The organism is Chryseobacterium sp. (assembly GCF_045629545.1).
GTDB lineage: Bacteria > Bacteroidota > Bacteroidia > Flavobacteriales > Weeksellaceae > Chryseobacterium.
Genome location: NZ_JAZQRK010000020.1, coordinates 32,268 through 48,037, shown reverse-complemented (window position 1 = coordinate 48,037; position 15,770 = coordinate 32,268). Strand labels below are relative to the sequence as shown.

Here is a 15,770-nt window from a genome sequence, read left to right as displayed (position 1 = left end):
GAATAAAACAATGGCTAGAAAAATATCATTATCGAAAGCATCAAGGAATTAAAAATAAACCCCAAAATAAATACACCAAAGCAGCTTAAAATCCAACTAAGAAATACTAATTTTTGGTCCAGTGAAACGAGGGTAACTTAGGTAAAGGCTTATCTATTGTACCAAAGGTAGGGTCTGCATTTTGTTTTTTATTATAAAAAAAGTATATATCTGGCCATTGAGTGCTGTCTTTTTCTTTATCTCCAAATTCTAAGATTTTACTTGTCATATTACTACCAATTTCATCAATATAATATGTACGTACATATTTATTTAATTCTTTTGAAAAATAGGTATATGTTTCCGCTTTATAATAAGACATATTTCGGTTACTAAAGTATGTTAATTTGCTAATGGTTTCTCTTCCTAATCTTTCATCTGGAACTGGAATATCGAATGATGTTATTAATGGTACATTACATATTAAAATTTTCTCACTGTTATTTAAAAAAAATTGTATTTCTACTTCTGAAACTTTTCTAGGTCTTAAAAAGATAAAACTTATAATAAAAAAAAGCAATGCAGCACCTAAAGTTGCTCCTAAAAAATATCCTATGCCTTTCATTTATTTAGTTCTCGGGAAAAAGTTTTTTAAAATCTTCTTTTTCTATGAAATACTCCAAATACAGTTTTACGTTCTCAGTATATCTATCTTTTAAATAGGCAAAATCTGAATCTCTGTTGTTTTGTCTCATAGAACGTAAAGAAGGGTTTGCACTTCTGAAATGCAAGATTGGCAAGGGTTTATCTATTGTACCATAGCTAGAATCTTCATTTTGGGCTTTGTTAATATATATATATATATATATATATATATATATATATCAGGCCAAATCTCTTTGTCTTTAATATTTCTACCAAAGGCTAATAGTTCAGAATTCATACCACCTCCTTCACTAATAACATAGGATCTTACATATTTATTTAAATTTTTGCAAAAATATGTGTAAGTATCTGCTTTTACATAAGACATATTTCGATTACTAAAATAAGTAGTTTTACTAACCAAATCGGTTCCTAGTCTTTCATCTACCCCATAAAAACCTCCCTCATTTAATGGTACATTAGTTATTAAAATCTTTTCACTGTTATTTAAAAAAAATTGTATTTCTACTTCTGAAACTTTTCTAGGTCTTAAAAAGATAAAACTTATCAAGAAAAAAACTAGTGCAGCTCCAAATGTTGCGCCTAAAAAATATCTAATTCCTCTCATGAATTTGGAAAAAGCTTCTTAAAATCTTCTTTTTCAATAAAATATTGAAGATATAATTTCACATTTTCTTCATATACTTTCTTAAGATAAACCTCATCCGAATCTTTGTTATTATCACGCATTGAGCGCAAGGATGGATTGGAGCTACGGAAGTGCAAAATAGGTAAAGGCTTGTCTATTGTACCAAAGGACGGATCTGTATTTTGAGTTTTATTATAGAAAAAATACATATCTGGATAAATACTTTTATCTTTTTCCTTATCTCCAAAATCCAAAATTTTCTTATTAAAATTACCTTCAGTCGTTGAATATGTTATAATAAATTTATTTAATTCTTTACTAAAATAAGTATATGTATAACCTCTTACATAAGACATATTCCGATTACTAAAATAAGTCATCTTATTGATATGATCTCCTCCTAATCTTGGATCAGATTTTCTGAATTCAGTATGTAAAGGCACTGGATTTGTAATTAAAATTTTATCCGAATTTTTTATAAATTCTATTACTTGGCTCTCCTCAACATTTCTAGGTCTTAAAAAGATAAAACTTATCAAGAAAAAAACTAACGCTGCTCCAAATGTTGCGCCTAAAAAATATCCAATCATTCTCATAAACTAGGTTTTGTTTGCTATTATATTAATACCTTTTGATTTTTTATTTTCACTCATCAATTCTTCTGTAAAATATTTTAAAGTATCATTATAAATACTATTTTCATATTGGTCTGAAGCACCATCTACCACAGCACCAGCAACTCCCCATGCTAATCCAGATCCTAAAGATTTTATTACTCCTGGATTGAAGGTTTGCCTAGCTGCAGCAAAATACAAACTAGAATTTAGTCGAAGAGAGGCCATTGGAAACTGTGAGCCTAATGATGCCGTAACGATTGCGGGATAAGCCTTGATGATGTTGGCATTATTTGCAAGAGCGGTTATCATCTCTGGACTATAGCTTGCCTCAGTTAATATTCCAATTGCAGTATCACGTGCCAAATCTACAGAACCATCTTTATCTGGTAATATATCCAAAAGACCTCCTTCTTTTATTGTATTTCATTCCCACCATACTTTTTATTTATTTCATCACTTTTATCTTAGAATTGATTTTCTATTACTTTAATTCCCCTTATAGCTGCAACTTCATTTTCTAAGAAACTCTTAATGATTTCTTCTTCCCCATATTGAGCCAATTAAATTAAAAGTCACAATATGAATAATTACAAAAGCAATATAAAGATTTAAGTCAAATGAAAATATTTCTTATTTCTCATAAGTTAAGTATTTTCTTATATTTTCTCTATAAGATTCATTGTCCCAAATCATTTCATTATGTTTCATTGAAAAATTAAAAACTGGAATAGGATTTTGTTTGGATCCTTTTTTTTCAAGTTCCTCTCTGTTAACTATTATTGATATAGATTTAGGTAATTTTTTTTCATCAAAAAAATAAAATTTTCTGTCTGCCTTATTTTTTTCATAATAAGATAGATTGTAATATTTATCACCATCTAAAATTTGAACAACACTTTTTCCTGTCCCACTTCCAGTTCCAAAACCATAATCTTCTCTCATATTAGATATAGACGTAACATCTGTTAGTTTTATTTCTATAGAATTATTGGCATAATCACTCACGTTAACTAAGAATAATTTTATTTGTGAAAAAAGCAAATAAGCGATCAGTAATAATCCTGGAACGCTCAGGACAATTATTAATGCTCTAATACTTTTATGAGTGGTTTTTCCTTTCATTAATTATTAATGTGATCTATCTTAATTTCTGGTTAGCTAAACGTTTTTATATAAGTTAGCTTTATGGTTCCTGGTGGAGATATTTTTTTTAATTTATCTATTTTAAGATATTTATTTTCAAAATAGGGGAGTAGATCTTTCAGAAAATTGTCTAAAATTTTCAGATCTTCTTTATCAGAAAAAGGTGTTAGACCACTATTGCCAATTCTCAGCTTTATACAGTCTTTATTATTAAGCCAAAAACTGACGTACTTAAAATTTTGGATTCCATAAATCTTAAGTTTTGTGACTTCATTGAGCGTAAATCTCCATTTTTTATTTTTAAAATCGATAGAAATGTCTTCGTCTGAAAATTTTATTTTCCATGTAGAACTTATTTTTTTTCCTAGAAAATTTATAATAAGCAGACCAATTGATGATCCAAAAATCAGACCTCCAAGTACAATAGTAAATGGAATATTTTTATAATCGTAATGCATTACATTATGATACGTATAGACTGATATAGCGCTTCCAATGATAATAAAAGGAAGAATTGAAAATCCTAATATTAACTCAGATTTCAAATCTACGCCTTTGATATTATAAGATTTACTCATTATGGATTATTTCTAAAGATTCTGTGTTCAAAAGTTTTATTTGGAATTACCACTTTTTTATTGAAAAAGTTTAATAGAGTTAGCTTTTCAACGAGAGATTTCATTACTATATCGATTGTTAAAATATCATTATGTTCAGAAAAAGGAGCTAAATGATAAGTACCTAAACGTATTTTCAAACTCCTATTTTTTGTTTTTATTTTAAAATATCTCATCGTATTTGCTGTTCCAACTAAAGAGATTTCTTCAATGTTGGTATAATCAAAAAAAATAGTATTCTCATGATAGTGTATCTCCATATGGTCTTTCTCTAATTGAAAAATGAATTTTTCTCTCTGTTTTGCCCCTAAAATTTTTAGAATAAAATAGCTTACCGACAAAGCAATCGACATAGTGCACAAAAAAGAAAATGAGGTAATTATTTTGAAATCTGTAATATTTTGTATGTATTGAAAACCGACGAAAAGTATTCCCCAAAGTATTACAAAGCTAATTCCGAATAATAAGCCAATTTGTAATTCTTTTTTTGCTGTAACGCCTGTAATATTATATACCTCTTTTTCCATATTCTGTATTGAATATTTTAGAAATAGTCTTGAATTTATTTACAATTATTTTGATTTCAATTTCCTTTATTAAGTTTAATATATTCAAATAGATATTTTGACTTTCCTAATTTTGTCATATGAATTAAATTTTAACTAATTTTTTCATAACAATAAAATTATTGTATTGTAAAATGTAAATATGATGTCAATTTTTAAATTTAAAAAAAAGCACTTGTAATTTATTTATCATAAGCATGGTTATTTCTTTAAATTTACATTAGGTCCATTTGGCTCAAAGTTTCCTTGTTTATTGATGTAACCTTTTTTTATTAAAATCCCTGTTGTTGTAGAAAAGCCTATAATAGTTACTATAACCCAAAACATTTTTAGTATAAATAGGAAACTCGCTTCATTAATTGGCTTGTAATCTTTGTATGTTAGGTATTCTTTAACATTGTAGTTATATTTTTCATCTGATACATTGTTGTTCATGTCTCCATCAATGGTATATCTCAACGCTATAATTGGATCTTCTATAGTTCCTTTTTTCTTAAGCTCATCACTGTTCACAACTACTTTTAGTTTATCACCCTTTCCAAATCTTATCATCATCAAACTTTGTGGATGAAATAGTTCAATTTTAAAAATTTTATTTGATTTAAGATCTCTTATAAAAGCTATTCTCTTCTTTGCTCCTTGTTTTAAATATGCAGCTCCTTCAAAATATTTTTCTCTTGTTGAAGACTTAGTTAAATTATCGTACTCATCAAGAATTAAAATTGATGAATTTTTTTTATAATCTAAAATATCTTTTTCTTTTACTTTATTCTGCCTATTATATTCACTTATTCCAGGAATCAGGACAAACAAAATTATTATTAGGAAAATATTGATGCCGAAAAAAATGCGGAATTTATTGAGTAAAAGCATTATTATTACTTTAAATTGACATTAGGTCCATTTGGTTCAAAGTTTCCTTGTTTGTTGATGTAACCTTTTTTTATTAATATTCCTGTGGTTGTAGAAAATCCCGCTATAGTTACAAAAACCCAAACCATTATAATATAATACCATGGGTCTGCACTTGTAAGAGGCTTGTAATCTTTATAAGTCAGGTATTCTTTTACATTGTAGAAATATTCTTCTTGTGGTACATTGTTATTCATAAATCCATCAACAGAATATCGTAGAGCTATAATAGGATCTTCCATACTTCCCTTTTTATTTAACTCATTCTTATTAATAGATAAATAGGTATCCTTTCTTACCTTATTATTTAAAATTATTATGCTCTGAGGATGATATAATTCAATTTTATAAATCTTTTGATCATCCCCTTGAATATAATTATAACTTTTGTAAGCAGCTTTTTTTACGAAAGGTGTACCATCAAAATAGAATTCTGAATCATCTTCAGTTGATATAATTTTGTAATTTGAAACTCTTATTGTTACTGAGTTATTAATATATTGCCTAACAATTTCCTGATTAATCTTTTTTTCTCGTTCTATTTCTTTGTAACCAGGTATAATTATTCTGAATATAATAATTAGAACTAAATTTACAGCAAAGAATACTCGTAATTTATTGAGTAAATGCATATCTATTGCTTAGATTTTATACTAGGTCCATTTGGTTCATAGTTTCCCTCTTTGTTGATGTAGCCTTTCTTAATTAAAATTCCTGTGGTTGTAGAAAATCCCGCTATAGTTACAAAAACCCAAACCATTATAATATAATACCATGGGTCTGCACTTGTAAATGGTTTGTAATCTTTATAAGTCAGGTATTCTTTTACATTGTAGTTATACTTTTCATCAGATACATTATTATTCATAAATCCATCAACAGAATATCGTAAAGCTACGATAGGATCTTCCATACTTCCTTTTTTATTTAACTCATTCTTATTAATAGATAAATAGGTATCCTTTCTTACATTATTATTTAATATTAAAATGCTTTGCGGATGATATAATTCAATTTTATAAATCTTTTGATCATCACTTGTTAAATATGCAATTCTTTTATATCCAACTTTTTTTACAAATGGAGTTCCGTCAAAATATTCAACAGGAATAACGCTGTAATTTATTTTTTTGAAATTAACTAATTTAATGATTTCCGAATCTTTAATATAATTTTTAATATCTACATCACTAATTTTTTTTTCACGTTTAATTTCTTTATAGCCAGGAATAATTATTCTTGTAATTATTATAAGTATTAAGTTAACTGCGAAAAAATAGCGCAAATAATTTAAGATTTTCATATCAATAGTTTTTTGAGATAATTACTTTATTAGATGAGGATTCAAATTCTGAAATATTATTTACAATATTTTCATTTTTATTGATAAGAGTTTCTTCAAATTTATTAACAAAATAATCTGCAACAGCAGTTATTACAGTCACTCCAGCACCAGCTAAAAAGCCACTTCTTCCCATGAAAAAGTCTTTAGCAAATGCAGCTCCCAAAATATTTTTATTACTAGATGCTATTAGACCAATCCATTTATCTGGACCATATAGTTTCATTCCTGATAGGGTAATTCCTAAAGGAGTATTGCTCTCACCTACAGCATAGATTCCTGCTCCTGCAACGGCATTAAATGCGGCAACTCCAGGGTTGGCAGATGTAGCTCCTGTAGCTACACCATAAACTGCTTGTGATAATATTTGAACTGCTAATTCTTGTCTTACATTGTACTTCATAGAATCTGATACTTTCTGTGCCTGAACTTCCGTTTCAGAAGCAATCATCAATCCTCCTTCTTTACAAGTCAAAATAGAATAATTGTATAATAAAGGTTTAGATTTTTTTATCAATACAGTTTGATGAGTATTCTCCCACGATCCTGCTTTTTGCTTATCTGAGCAATCGTGTGTAATTACTGCTATTGTGGTTCCAATTGCTACCGCTGCAATAGCACCTAATGCAATCCAACCAACTGGTCCACTTAAAACCAACGCAGCACCTACAGCTACACCTCCAACAAATGCCAACATACCTCCCCAAAATTTAGCTGGTGATTTGCATTTGAAACAGTTTTTCGTATTTTTATCTAATTCTGTAAGCAATCTTTTGCCTACAGAATATTGAACTTTATTATCCTCACTATCTAGATGTCTTTGGAGTTGTTGTGGTGTTCCTACTAAGTCGAATGTACAAGAAATCCAAGCTCCGTCCTCTATATATCCTTTCATAATTCTACTTTTTTTAATTCATAAATAACCTGCGATTGCATATTGTTTTTTATTCTCTCATTTAGATTTACGGATGCTTGTGTAATAAGCCCATCTTCTTTGGATACTGTAAAATCTATAACAAAATCGTATAAATAATCTGTAAACCTAAACCCTATTTGGGGTTTATATAGTTTTTCATATAAGACAATTATTTGGTCTATGTCAACGAATTTAGGTTTACCTACTTTGGCAAATTTAAAATTGTTTTCATCTTCACCTATTAATTCAGTTTTACATTCTACTGTAAAAGCTATTTGTGGAAAAAAATGAGATTGAGTAGTAAACTCTTCTACTTCAAAATCAGTAAAATATTTGGTAAGATACTGACTGAAAACAACCTGATTAAACAAATTGCTGTTGCTGTTTTTTATTAATATTTCTTCCGAATTATATTCTATATTACCCGCATTAATAATCTGGTTCAAAACATTAGGATCTGAATTTTTAAAAAAAGGATTTTCTCCCAGCTGGCTTTTAAACTTCTCCCAATTTTTATTAATCGAATTAAGATTTTCTAGGTTTAATATTTTGCCATTCTCATTTATATTATAAATTAATTTTCGTTTTACTGCGTCAGAACTTCTTAAAAAATCTGCAAGATATTCAGAACCATTTGTATAAAAATTATATACGCTATCTTCCAAATCCACTTCAGCTTTTTTTCCATTACTATTTGTTGTAATGTGAAAAAGATATTCACACTCTACTGTAGAATGCGCGCTGATTACATCATTAATTTTAACAATATTTATTTGCTTTGTCCTATATCTTGATTTTTTATTGGATGACTTATTAAGTATATTTTCCTTAAATAGATCTAGTGGCGTTTTTACGACTAAGTTTTCAATTAAAATATTTCTAATTCCTATTGGAAGATTTATGCCCAAAATCTGCTGCGTAATCCCACAATTTTTATTATGAAAATCCACCAATTCCTCAACAGAAATATTAAATTCCTTAGCAATAGACTCTAATGTATCTCCTTTTTTTATTTTATATTCTATAATCTCCATTCTTAATTGATATCTACTTGCGTTCCTTTAATTGTTGTAGCTCCTTTGAAATTAGCAGTTGCACCAGCACCATTAATATCAACTTCAGGACTTGAAATTGAAATTTTATTGGCTGTTATTTCAATTGAACTTGCACCTACTTTTAATTTTATATTTGTACTACTAGTAATGGATACATTTCCCGCATTATCCAGCAACATTTTACTTTGTCCAGCACCTACATCTATTGATAAATGGTTGTTAACATTAGTTTCACTCATATTAGTCACAACTAATTTGTGGCTATTGGAAATATACGTATTTTGATTATTTCCTATTTTCTCTGTATAATCATTACTAATCTCTGTTGTAAGATTTCCTGTTCCGCTTAAAGTAACATGATTGCCAGCTCTGTCTTTAATTTCAATCCCTGCTCCATCATTTAATGCGATGATGTTTCCACTTTTGGAGCTGAAACTTCTTACGTTATTACCGGCGCCGCCGCCGCCGCCCACTTTCCCGTGGTAGATTCCTCCCATTACAAAAGGTCGATCAGGATGTTGGTGTGCAAAATTGACAACCACTTGGTCACCAACCTCAGGGATTGCCATAAATCCTCTGTTTTTACTCACTTTATCACTGCTTCCAGCATCTGGAGTCATAACACGGATGAATTCTGTGGTATCGGGACCTTTTTGCCAATCGAATTGTACTTTTACTCGCCCTTGGTTTTGAGGGTCGGTATTAGAAATTACTTTAGCAAATTGTGCATCTGCTCTTGGTTCCTGAAATTCTGGACGAGGAATATATCCAGAATCCGCAGCAATAGCATCGAAATGCCCCGTATAATATCCTCTTGCATCTACTTCATGTGTTACTTCTACCATAAGTAATTTGGTAAAGTAGGTGGTTTTGTTGGAGTCTGCTTGGCGCATCTCTATATCTGCAGCGCAACCAGGATAAAGAAAGGGTACTGTAGTAGAACCTGAGGTTAAAAATACTTCTGAAGCTTTACTACCTGCAGTTCCTTTTTGGGAGGCATCAATATCCATAAATGTCGTAGCTCTTATGGGAGCTACTCGAAGAGATGGAGTAGTAAAGGTTTTTGTTGAAATATCATAGGCTCGTTGTGCGATATCTGAAACATGATTTATTTTAGAAGCTCCCGCCAATAATTTTTCGTTTTTACTGCTATTATATCCATAGAAACTCGGGTTTACATGCTGAGCCTTCATTCTTACCTTTACATCATTCACGCTACTTCCATAGGTGAGTTTTACGGGTTCATTTTGCGGCGGTAACTTTCCGAAGTGCAATACTTCTCCATCATAAAAAAACTGCTCGCCGTACGCTTCGGCTATACGGGCAAGATAATTATAATGCGTTTCTTCATATTGACAGCTGTAAGGTACATTTCCGTATTTTGCATCTACTCTAAAATCAAATTTGCTAGCACCCAATCCTTCTCGTATTACTTGATCTGCAATACTATTTAAGCTAATTTCTTGTGCGCCTCCAAAACTCTGTATATGAGGAGCAGCATCCAAAAGTAGGGTAGGGCTATGCCCAATGAGTACAATATTCCCTAAACTTCCTTGCTCTTGGCTAAAACCTACTTCTGTGATCACGCCAATGAAATTCCTTTCGGGACCATCTAGCACATCTTTATATTTAAAAACAACGGTAATTCTTTTACCTAGAAAATTTTGAGCTTCTTCCAAATTATGATTTTCTGCACTTCCCAAGGCATCGTATGCAAGGGTAAGCTCAAAAGTATGGTGTTTTACTGCGCTTTGTACCAATTTGAAATGCTTGAAATGAGGAATCATTGTGCCCTCTACAATAACGTCTAACTTTACAACCCTATTAATACCTAAAATTTGGTTGGCAACGATGGCAGCTGCATTGTGGATTTTAGAGGTAGGTTGAGGTGCCCACGCTTTCCCTTCCGTTATATAAGGAGTGTTAGATTGTATTGGCTGGTTCATAAACATCGAACTTGATGTAGCCACTGAACCTAATTTGCTTAATGAATCTGATGCTTCGTTAAGTTTTTTTTGGGCTAAATTGGATGTATTAGCTGCTACAGTATCTTTCAGGTTTTCGACTTCTGGTACATTTTTAGACTTTCCAGCATTAGCCTTTTGGGTTGTATTATTATCTTGAAACATAATGTTTTGTGTTAGAAATTATTAATTAGAAAAAATGGCTACTCCGTCTTTATGGGATACAATAGAAAAACAGAACAGTAACTTTGAAGGGCTACCATTCTGCAAAATATAAATTGAAATGATTTTTTTTTAAGGCTTATGCACTTGGCCAAAGGCCCTCGTATGCTGCATTACCATAATTGATTTTTTCTGCACTTACCGTAAAACTAATGAGCATAGAATTTTCATCTACTGCATCAAAATCCACTTCGTGTTGAATAACGTATCCATTTTCCCAGTTCAGGGTAATCAAGGTTCCTTCTTCATGCGATTTATTAAAAGTAACTTCCCCGCTCGTGGGCTTGTATTTACCATTTAATAAACTTTCTAAGATTTCAGAATTCTCTGTTGCCTCGATAGTTAGTTTGATAATTGCATTGGAAGGATCAGAAGCTACACGTCCAGAAACGTCTGTAGATCTAGAAACACTATAGTTTAACTTTAATAATTTTTGCCCTTCACTACCGTTGAATTTTAAGATTCCTCTTGAGTTTGCTGCCATAATTGTAAATTTTAATACGTAAATTATTATTTTGTGATGTGATTTCTTTAGCAAATATAATAGTGAAATTTATAATAAGAAAATTTTTAACTATTTATTTTATATTTTGTAGTAGAATTACGATTTTTTGTCGTATTTCTACTACTATTTTAGTTAATATGGAGAAAGTGACAAAAAACACACTTAATTATAATTTAAAGGTCTGATATTTGTACTGAGTTCTATAACACTACGATCCCTATTTATATTTTATGAAAAAAAAATTATTTAAGAACGCTTTTTTTTATTCTACTATTATTACCCTTACCTTAGTTGCTTGTAAAAAGGAGAGCGAGACTCCAAACACCCCTTCACAAGAAAATATAGCTATATCTCCAGATACGCCATTGGTAGGGAAGGATTCTTTGACAAAAGTACCAGTAACCAAAGAGTCTGCTCCCGCAACTATGCAGGAAGATGGTTTCTATAATGCATTTGCGATTCCCAAAGACAAAAAAATGAGGGATTCTTTGTATGCGATTTTTAGTGAAAAGTATAATGAGAAAGAGCGATATGCAATATTGGCGCTGAATCGTTTGGATTCTAAAAACAAATGGAATGCTGATACTCTAGTAGTGCCCAAGGATATTGACACTACATTGATGGCATATTCACCTTTTCCAATGCAACTGAACTTATTAAGCAATGTGAAAAAATTTGTTGTATTTTCTTATCCCATCCAAGCATTTGGTGTGTATTCTAATGGGTCTTTAGTAAAATGGGGACCCACAAGTATGGGAAAAAAAACGGCACAAACGACTAGAGGACTCACTTTTGCAAATTGGAAAAAAAAATTATCCATATCTACTGTGAGTAGCGAGTGGAAACTTCCTTACAACTTTAATATACATAATATAGGTGGTATTGGATGGCATCAATATGATCTTCCAGGTTATCCTGCTTCTCATTCTTGTTTGAGATTACTCATGAAAGATGCCCAATGGTTGTATAACTATGCAGATACATGGATACTAAATCCTGGTGGAGCTACTACAAAGGCAAAAGGCACAGCAGTTATGGTATTTGGAGATTACAAATGGGGTGGAAGAAAACCATGGAGAAAACTTTTAACGGATCCTAATGCGAATCATATTTCTGTAGATGAAATGAATGCGCTCATAAAACCAAATTTAGAAAAAATGATATATGAGCAGACTAATAGAGAAAAAGTAGTAGATTCTATAAAAGCAACTAAGGGTCTTGAACTGCCTACAAAAGAAATAGTAGCCTCTAATTAGCTTTTAATTTCAAATTTCAAGGTAGATTCTTCGGCAAATTTTCTTAGTTTTAACATTTCTTTTTTGGCTAAAATTTGTCCAATTCTTGCTGAGACATAAGTCGCCAATATCAAAAACAACATCACAAAAGAAGCCGTGAGAGCCCAAGGGTAATCATGGCTTTTTATTTGTTTTTCTACGTAAAACATCGTGAAAAAAGTCATCCAAAGTATAGTAAATAAAAAGTAAAAAAACATAAAGCACGTCCAAACTGCAGAACTAGGCCCGAAAATTCCTCGTATTACCAATTGTTCGTCTTCCATTTGTGTACTCAAAGAAAGATGAGGTTTCCAAAAATGATCGTTTTTAGTTTTTACACAGATCGTAGCCATTTCGGTGTTGATATTTCCCCAAAATTCTTCCTTATGTACTTCCAAATAATCTCTAAGATGCTCTGTATAGGATTCTTTGGTTAGTTGAGTATACATTTTGAACCTTGGTCTGTTCCTTATTTTGTCTAATGTAGATTCTTCTGCTTCCATGCGATTTGTGTTTTTCTTAAAAAATTTATTTACAATTAAAAATATAGTGATTTGAAGGTAAGCCATTTAAAACATAAAACACTCTCAGTGCTGAAAATGTTTAATATTATAATTAAGAAATACAGTCTTATTTCGAATAAAATTCCATCAAGTCGATATAATTTTTTCGGTTAACACCGTGTCCACTCATATATTCTCTGAAGGTAAAGTAGCAGCTTAGATCATACAAAATTTCGGCGCCTTTTCTTCCCCAATCCATTGGGATAACTGCGTCATCTGTACCGTGAGAAACAAAAAATCTTAGATTTTCTCTTTTTTTCTTGCTCTTTTCGATGTCTGTCAAAAGTTGATCCTCAGGATAACTGCTTAGACATGCAACTTTATTGAATAATTCTGGATATTTTAAGGCAAGACTGTAGCACAGAATTCCACCTTGACTAAAGCCACAGAGATGAGTTTGTCCCTCTACAAGTCCATATTTATTGACGATTGCCATCATATTTTGCAAAATAAATTCTAATGCTTCCTTCGCTTGGTCAATATCCAAAAATTGTTCTGGATTATTAAAGTCGATATCAAACCAAGAAAAACCTTCCATTTGAGTTGGTTTTGGCGCTCGGAAACTTACCAAAATCCAATCTGTAGGCAAACTTTCTCTGAAACTGAAAAGATCTTGCTCATTGCTACCATATCCGTGTAGCATAAATAGGATAGGAGTTTTGCTGGTGATATTTTCTGGCTCTCTTACAATGTAATCTAAATTCATACAGCAAATATAATTAATAATTAAATTTCGAAATAGCATTAACCTCGGAAATTATATTTTAGGATCTGTTTGCGAAATAGAATTGGATATTTGTATTTTTATTAATTTCATAGTATAAGTAATTCATTATTGGAAAATTTTCATAAAACCTATTTTTATATTGATAAAAAACTTATATTTGGAACATTAAAAATCTATTTGGAGAAATGAAGAAATTTTACAAATCAAAAAGTTTACTTAAACTTTCATTTTTATTCGCAATTTTATTTTCAGTTGTATCTGTACTGAATTCTTGTAAAGATGATGAAGAAGACGAATTTACAGATCACTTGGTAAGGTTTGAAGTAAAGGCTACTACTGGTGTAGAGCTAAAAACTATTGTAACGCAGGTGGGTACAGCACAAAATACAATGTACAATACTGCTGTTACTCCTTATGTAGCGCCATGGAGTAGTGACGAGTTTTTCGTGAACTCTAGCCAATCTCAGCTCAACTTGGATGCCAACGCACAAATGCCAAATTCAGATTCTGAATTAACAGTAACCATATACGTGGATGGAGAAGTTGCTAAAACTAAAACAGTGATTGGATCTGGAATAAAAAGTGTTTCTCTAGATTTTAGCTTCTTGGAATTATAATAAAGATATGTAACGAAACTTGAATATATAAAAATACCGTTTCAGTAGAAGCGGTATTTTTTTGTTTTATAAAGCAAAGATTAAATTGCTTTTATAATGAAGTAGCTTTTTTTTCCTTTTTGTAAAAGTAGAAATTTACCGTCTATCAGATCAGTTTTTTTCGCTGCAAAACAATCGTTTACTTTTTCTTTATTTATGGAAATTGCATTTCCTTTTAGTTCTCTCTGTGCTTCACTTTTAGATTTCAAAAACCCAGATTTTTCAGTTAACAAGTCTACTATGTTTATCCCTAAAACTTCATTTTTAGAAATTTCAATTTGTGGAACACCATTAAATATTTCAAGGAATAACGCTTCATCTAGATTTACCAAATGTTCGGCTGTAGATTTACCAAAAAGAATTTCAGAAGCTTTTACGGCTTTTTCATATTCTTCTCTATCGTGAACCCAAACCGTAACTTCCTCTGCCAATTTCTTTTGAAGTTTTCTTTCGTGTGGAGCTGTTTTATGTTCTTCTACCAAAGCTTCAATTTCTTCTTTTGATAAAAATGTATAAAACTTTATGAACCTTTCTGCATCATCATCCGTAGCATTTAGCCAAAATTGATAAAATTTATAGGGTGATGTTTTCTTAGCGTCTAGCCAATAGTTTTCTCCACTTTCAGATTTTCCAAACTTAGATCCGTCTGCTTTAGTAATCAAAGGAACCGTAAGAGCGAAGGCTTCACCTTTTGCTTTTCTTCTGATCAATTCCGTCCCCGTAGTGATATTTCCCCATTGGTCAGAACCTCCCATTTGTAATCTTACATCGTTGTTTAGGTATAGGTGTAAGAAATCGTAGCCTTGTATAAGTTGGTACGTAAACTCTGTAAAGCTCATTCCGTCTGCGCCATCTTCGCCAGTAAGACGTTTTTTAACAGAATCTTTGGACATCATGTAGTTTACCGTAATGTTTTTACCAATATTTTTAGCAAAATCCAAAAAAGAGATGTGTTTCATCCAATCGTAGTTATTCACCAATTCTGCATTGTTGGATTCGTTGCCATCGAAATTCAAAAATCTAGAGAGCTGATTTTTTAGGCATTCTACATAATGCAAAAGTGTATCTTCATCTAGTAGATTACGCTCTGCAGACTTACCAGAAGGATCGCCAATCATCCCTGTTGCTCCACCCACCAAAGCAATAGGTTTGTGACCATGTTGTTGGAAGTGTGCTAATATTTTTATCTGAATAAGACTCCCAATATGCAAAGAATCTGCGGTAGGATCAAAACCTATATACGCTGTAGTTACCTCTTTGTTTAGTTGTTCGTCTGTGCCGGGCATCATGTCAGCAAAAAGGCCACGCCATTTTAGTTCTTCAATAAAGGAATTCATTCTATTTTTCTTTAAAATTTAAGATGAGCAAAGATAAGAAATTCAGTGTGAATTTGCAGTCTATCCATCAATGTTATCTTT

General features: G+C 31.1%; 19 protein-coding genes. 2 read left to right on the top strand and 17 right to left on the bottom strand.

All coding sequences use genetic code 11. The annotated features are described in order from the left end of the window. Positions 1 to 106: 106 nt before the first annotated feature. The 14 genes from ACKI42_RS04655 to tssD form a co-directional block, all read right to left on the bottom strand. A complete protein-coding gene (locus tag ACKI42_RS04655) occupies positions 107 to 604 on the bottom strand; it encodes a hypothetical protein (RefSeq protein ID WP_407402944.1) in 498 nt (165 codons plus the stop codon). 183 nt (positions 605 to 787) lie between these two features. Continuing rightward, positions 788 to 1,252, bottom strand: a complete 465-nt coding sequence (locus tag ACKI42_RS04650; RefSeq protein WP_407402942.1) for a hypothetical protein — start codon at positions 1,250 to 1,252, stop codon at positions 788 to 790. Beyond that, the gene (locus ACKI42_RS04645; RefSeq protein ID WP_407402940.1) at positions 1,249 to 1,869 is read right to left on the bottom strand and encodes a hypothetical protein; all 621 of its coding nucleotides are present in this window, start codon (positions 1,867 to 1,869) and stop codon (positions 1,249 to 1,251) included. Before ACKI42_RS04645 ends, ACKI42_RS04650 begins: the two co-directional genes overlap by 4 nt. Positions 1,870 to 1,872: 3 nt before the next feature. Further along, entirely contained in the window at positions 1,873 to 2,289 is a 417-nt protein-coding gene (locus ACKI42_RS04640) for a hypothetical protein (RefSeq protein ID WP_407402938.1), read from the bottom strand. A gap of 231 nt (positions 2,290 to 2,520) precedes the next feature. Next, entirely contained in the window at positions 2,521 to 3,012 is a 492-nt protein-coding gene (locus tag ACKI42_RS04635) for a hypothetical protein (protein ID WP_407402936.1), read from the bottom strand. 32 nt (positions 3,013 to 3,044) lie between these two features. Further along, complete coding sequence (locus tag ACKI42_RS04630) at positions 3,045 to 3,611, bottom strand: hypothetical protein (RefSeq protein WP_407402934.1); 567 nt, start codon at positions 3,609 to 3,611, stop codon at positions 3,045 to 3,047. After that, on the bottom strand, positions 3,611 to 4,177 hold the full coding sequence (locus tag ACKI42_RS04625; RefSeq protein WP_407402932.1) for a hypothetical protein: 567 nt from the start codon (positions 4,175 to 4,177) through the stop codon (positions 3,611 to 3,613). Before ACKI42_RS04625 ends, ACKI42_RS04630 begins: the two co-directional genes overlap by 1 nt. A 240-nt stretch (positions 4,178 to 4,417) precedes the next feature. Further along, on the bottom strand, positions 4,418 to 5,089 hold the full coding sequence (locus ACKI42_RS04620) for a hypothetical protein (RefSeq protein ID WP_407402930.1): 672 nt from the start codon (positions 5,087 to 5,089) through the stop codon (positions 4,418 to 4,420). Between the two features lie 5 nt (positions 5,090 to 5,094). Further along, complete coding sequence (locus ACKI42_RS04615; protein ID WP_407402928.1) at positions 5,095 to 5,760, bottom strand: hypothetical protein; 666 nt, start codon at positions 5,758 to 5,760, stop codon at positions 5,095 to 5,097. Between the two features lie 2 nt (positions 5,761 to 5,762). Further along, positions 5,763 to 6,431 carry a hypothetical protein gene (locus ACKI42_RS04610; RefSeq protein ID WP_407402926.1) on the bottom strand — a complete coding sequence of 223 codons (669 nt, stop codon included), beginning with the start codon at positions 6,429 to 6,431 and terminating at the stop codon, positions 5,763 to 5,765. 1 nt (position 6,432) lies between these two features. Next, positions 6,433 to 7,365, bottom strand: a complete 933-nt coding sequence (locus ACKI42_RS04605) for a hypothetical protein (protein WP_407402924.1) — start codon at positions 7,363 to 7,365, stop codon at positions 6,433 to 6,435. Next, positions 7,362 to 8,420: a LysM peptidoglycan-binding domain-containing protein gene (locus tag ACKI42_RS04600; protein WP_407402922.1), complete on the bottom strand. Its 1,059-nt coding sequence runs from the start codon at positions 8,418 to 8,420 to the stop codon at positions 7,362 to 7,364. Before ACKI42_RS04600 ends, ACKI42_RS04605 begins: the two co-directional genes overlap by 4 nt. A 2-nt stretch (positions 8,421 to 8,422) precedes the next feature. Then, the gene (locus ACKI42_RS04595) at positions 8,423 to 10,570 is read right to left on the bottom strand and encodes a type VI secretion system Vgr family protein (RefSeq protein WP_407402920.1); all 2,148 of its coding nucleotides are present in this window, start codon (positions 10,568 to 10,570) and stop codon (positions 8,423 to 8,425) included. A 136-nt stretch (positions 10,571 to 10,706) separates the two neighbouring features. Beyond that, positions 10,707 to 11,111, bottom strand: a complete 405-nt coding sequence (tssD, locus tag ACKI42_RS04590) for a type VI secretion system tube protein TssD (RefSeq protein WP_407402918.1) — start codon at positions 11,109 to 11,111, stop codon at positions 10,707 to 10,709. 251 nt (positions 11,112 to 11,362) lie between these two features. Between tssD and ACKI42_RS04585 the strand changes: the two genes are divergently transcribed. Further along, complete coding sequence (locus ACKI42_RS04585; RefSeq protein WP_407402916.1) at positions 11,363 to 12,388, top strand: L,D-transpeptidase; 1,026 nt, start codon at positions 11,363 to 11,365, stop codon at positions 12,386 to 12,388. On the opposite strand, the gene ACKI42_RS04580 is transcribed toward ACKI42_RS04585, so the two are convergent. Both ACKI42_RS04580 and ACKI42_RS04575 read right to left on the bottom strand, forming a co-directional pair. Next, positions 12,385 to 12,909, bottom strand: coding sequence for a hypothetical protein (locus ACKI42_RS04580; protein ID WP_407402914.1), 525 nt, complete (start codon positions 12,907 to 12,909; stop codon positions 12,385 to 12,387). The two genes, ACKI42_RS04585 and ACKI42_RS04580, sit on opposite strands and share 4 nt — an antisense overlap. A 127-nt stretch (positions 12,910 to 13,036) precedes the next feature. Next, on the bottom strand, positions 13,037 to 13,675 hold the full coding sequence (locus ACKI42_RS04575; RefSeq protein ID WP_407402912.1) for an alpha/beta hydrolase: 639 nt from the start codon (positions 13,673 to 13,675) through the stop codon (positions 13,037 to 13,039). A 206-nt stretch (positions 13,676 to 13,881) separates the two neighbouring features. Here ACKI42_RS04575 and ACKI42_RS04570 point away from each other — a divergent pair, with 206 nt between their 5' ends. Further along, positions 13,882 to 14,313, top strand: coding sequence for a hypothetical protein (locus tag ACKI42_RS04570; protein WP_407402910.1), 432 nt, complete (start codon positions 13,882 to 13,884; stop codon positions 14,311 to 14,313). 80 nt (positions 14,314 to 14,393) lie between these two features. Here the strand turns inward: ACKI42_RS04570 and tyrS are convergent, their stop codons facing one another. Next, a complete protein-coding gene (tyrS, locus tag ACKI42_RS04565; RefSeq protein WP_407402908.1) occupies positions 14,394 to 15,689 on the bottom strand; it encodes a tyrosine--tRNA ligase in 1,296 nt (431 codons plus the stop codon). Positions 15,690 to 15,770: the final 81 nt, after the last annotated feature.

Bases quoted from the DNA above. Each gene is read 5' to 3' on its own strand.
- ACKI42_RS04585 (WP_407402916.1), top strand. From the start codon at position 11,363: ATGAAAAAAAAATTATTTAAGAACGCTTTTTTTTATTCTACTATTATT.
- ACKI42_RS04620 (WP_407402930.1), bottom strand. From the start codon at position 5,089: ATGCTTTTACTCAATAAATTCCGCATTTTTTTCGGCATCAATATTTTC.
- ACKI42_RS04635 (WP_407402936.1), bottom strand. From the start codon at position 3,012: ATGAAAGGAAAAACCACTCATAAAAGTATTAGAGCATTAATAATTGTC.
- tyrS (WP_407402908.1), bottom strand. From the start codon at position 15,689: ATGAATTCCTTTATTGAAGAACTAAAATGGCGTGGCCTTTTTGCTGAC.
- ACKI42_RS04610 (WP_407402926.1), bottom strand. From the start codon at position 6,431: ATGAAAATCTTAAATTATTTGCGCTATTTTTTCGCAGTTAACTTAATA.
- ACKI42_RS04615 (WP_407402928.1), bottom strand. From the start codon at position 5,760: ATGCATTTACTCAATAAATTACGAGTATTCTTTGCTGTAAATTTAGTT.
- ACKI42_RS04655 (WP_407402944.1), bottom strand. From the start codon at position 604: ATGAAAGGCATAGGATATTTTTTAGGAGCAACTTTAGGTGCTGCATTG.
- tssD (WP_407402918.1), bottom strand. From the start codon at position 11,111: ATGGCAGCAAACTCAAGAGGAATCTTAAAATTCAACGGTAGTGAAGGG.
- ACKI42_RS04625 (WP_407402932.1), bottom strand. From the start codon at position 4,177: ATGGAAAAAGAGGTATATAATATTACAGGCGTTACAGCAAAAAAAGAA.
- ACKI42_RS04580 (WP_407402914.1), bottom strand. From the start codon at position 12,909: ATGGAAGCAGAAGAATCTACATTAGACAAAATAAGGAACAGACCAAGG.
- ACKI42_RS04600 (WP_407402922.1), bottom strand. From the start codon at position 8,420: ATGGAGATTATAGAATATAAAATAAAAAAAGGAGATACATTAGAGTCT.
- ACKI42_RS04650 (WP_407402942.1), bottom strand. From the start codon at position 1,252: ATGAGAGGAATTAGATATTTTTTAGGCGCAACATTTGGAGCTGCACTA.
- ACKI42_RS04595 (WP_407402920.1), bottom strand. From the start codon at position 10,570: ATGTTTCAAGATAATAATACAACCCAAAAGGCTAATGCTGGAAAGTCT.
- ACKI42_RS04645 (WP_407402940.1), bottom strand. From the start codon at position 1,869: ATGAGAATGATTGGATATTTTTTAGGCGCAACATTTGGAGCAGCGTTA.
- ACKI42_RS04575 (WP_407402912.1), bottom strand. From the start codon at position 13,675: ATGAATTTAGATTACATTGTAAGAGAGCCAGAAAATATCACCAGCAAA.
- ACKI42_RS04570 (WP_407402910.1), top strand. From the start codon at position 13,882: ATGAAGAAATTTTACAAATCAAAAAGTTTACTTAAACTTTCATTTTTA.
- ACKI42_RS04605 (WP_407402924.1), bottom strand. From the start codon at position 7,365: ATGAAAGGATATATAGAGGACGGAGCTTGGATTTCTTGTACATTCGAC.
- ACKI42_RS04630 (WP_407402934.1), bottom strand. From the start codon at position 3,611: ATGAGTAAATCTTATAATATCAAAGGCGTAGATTTGAAATCTGAGTTA.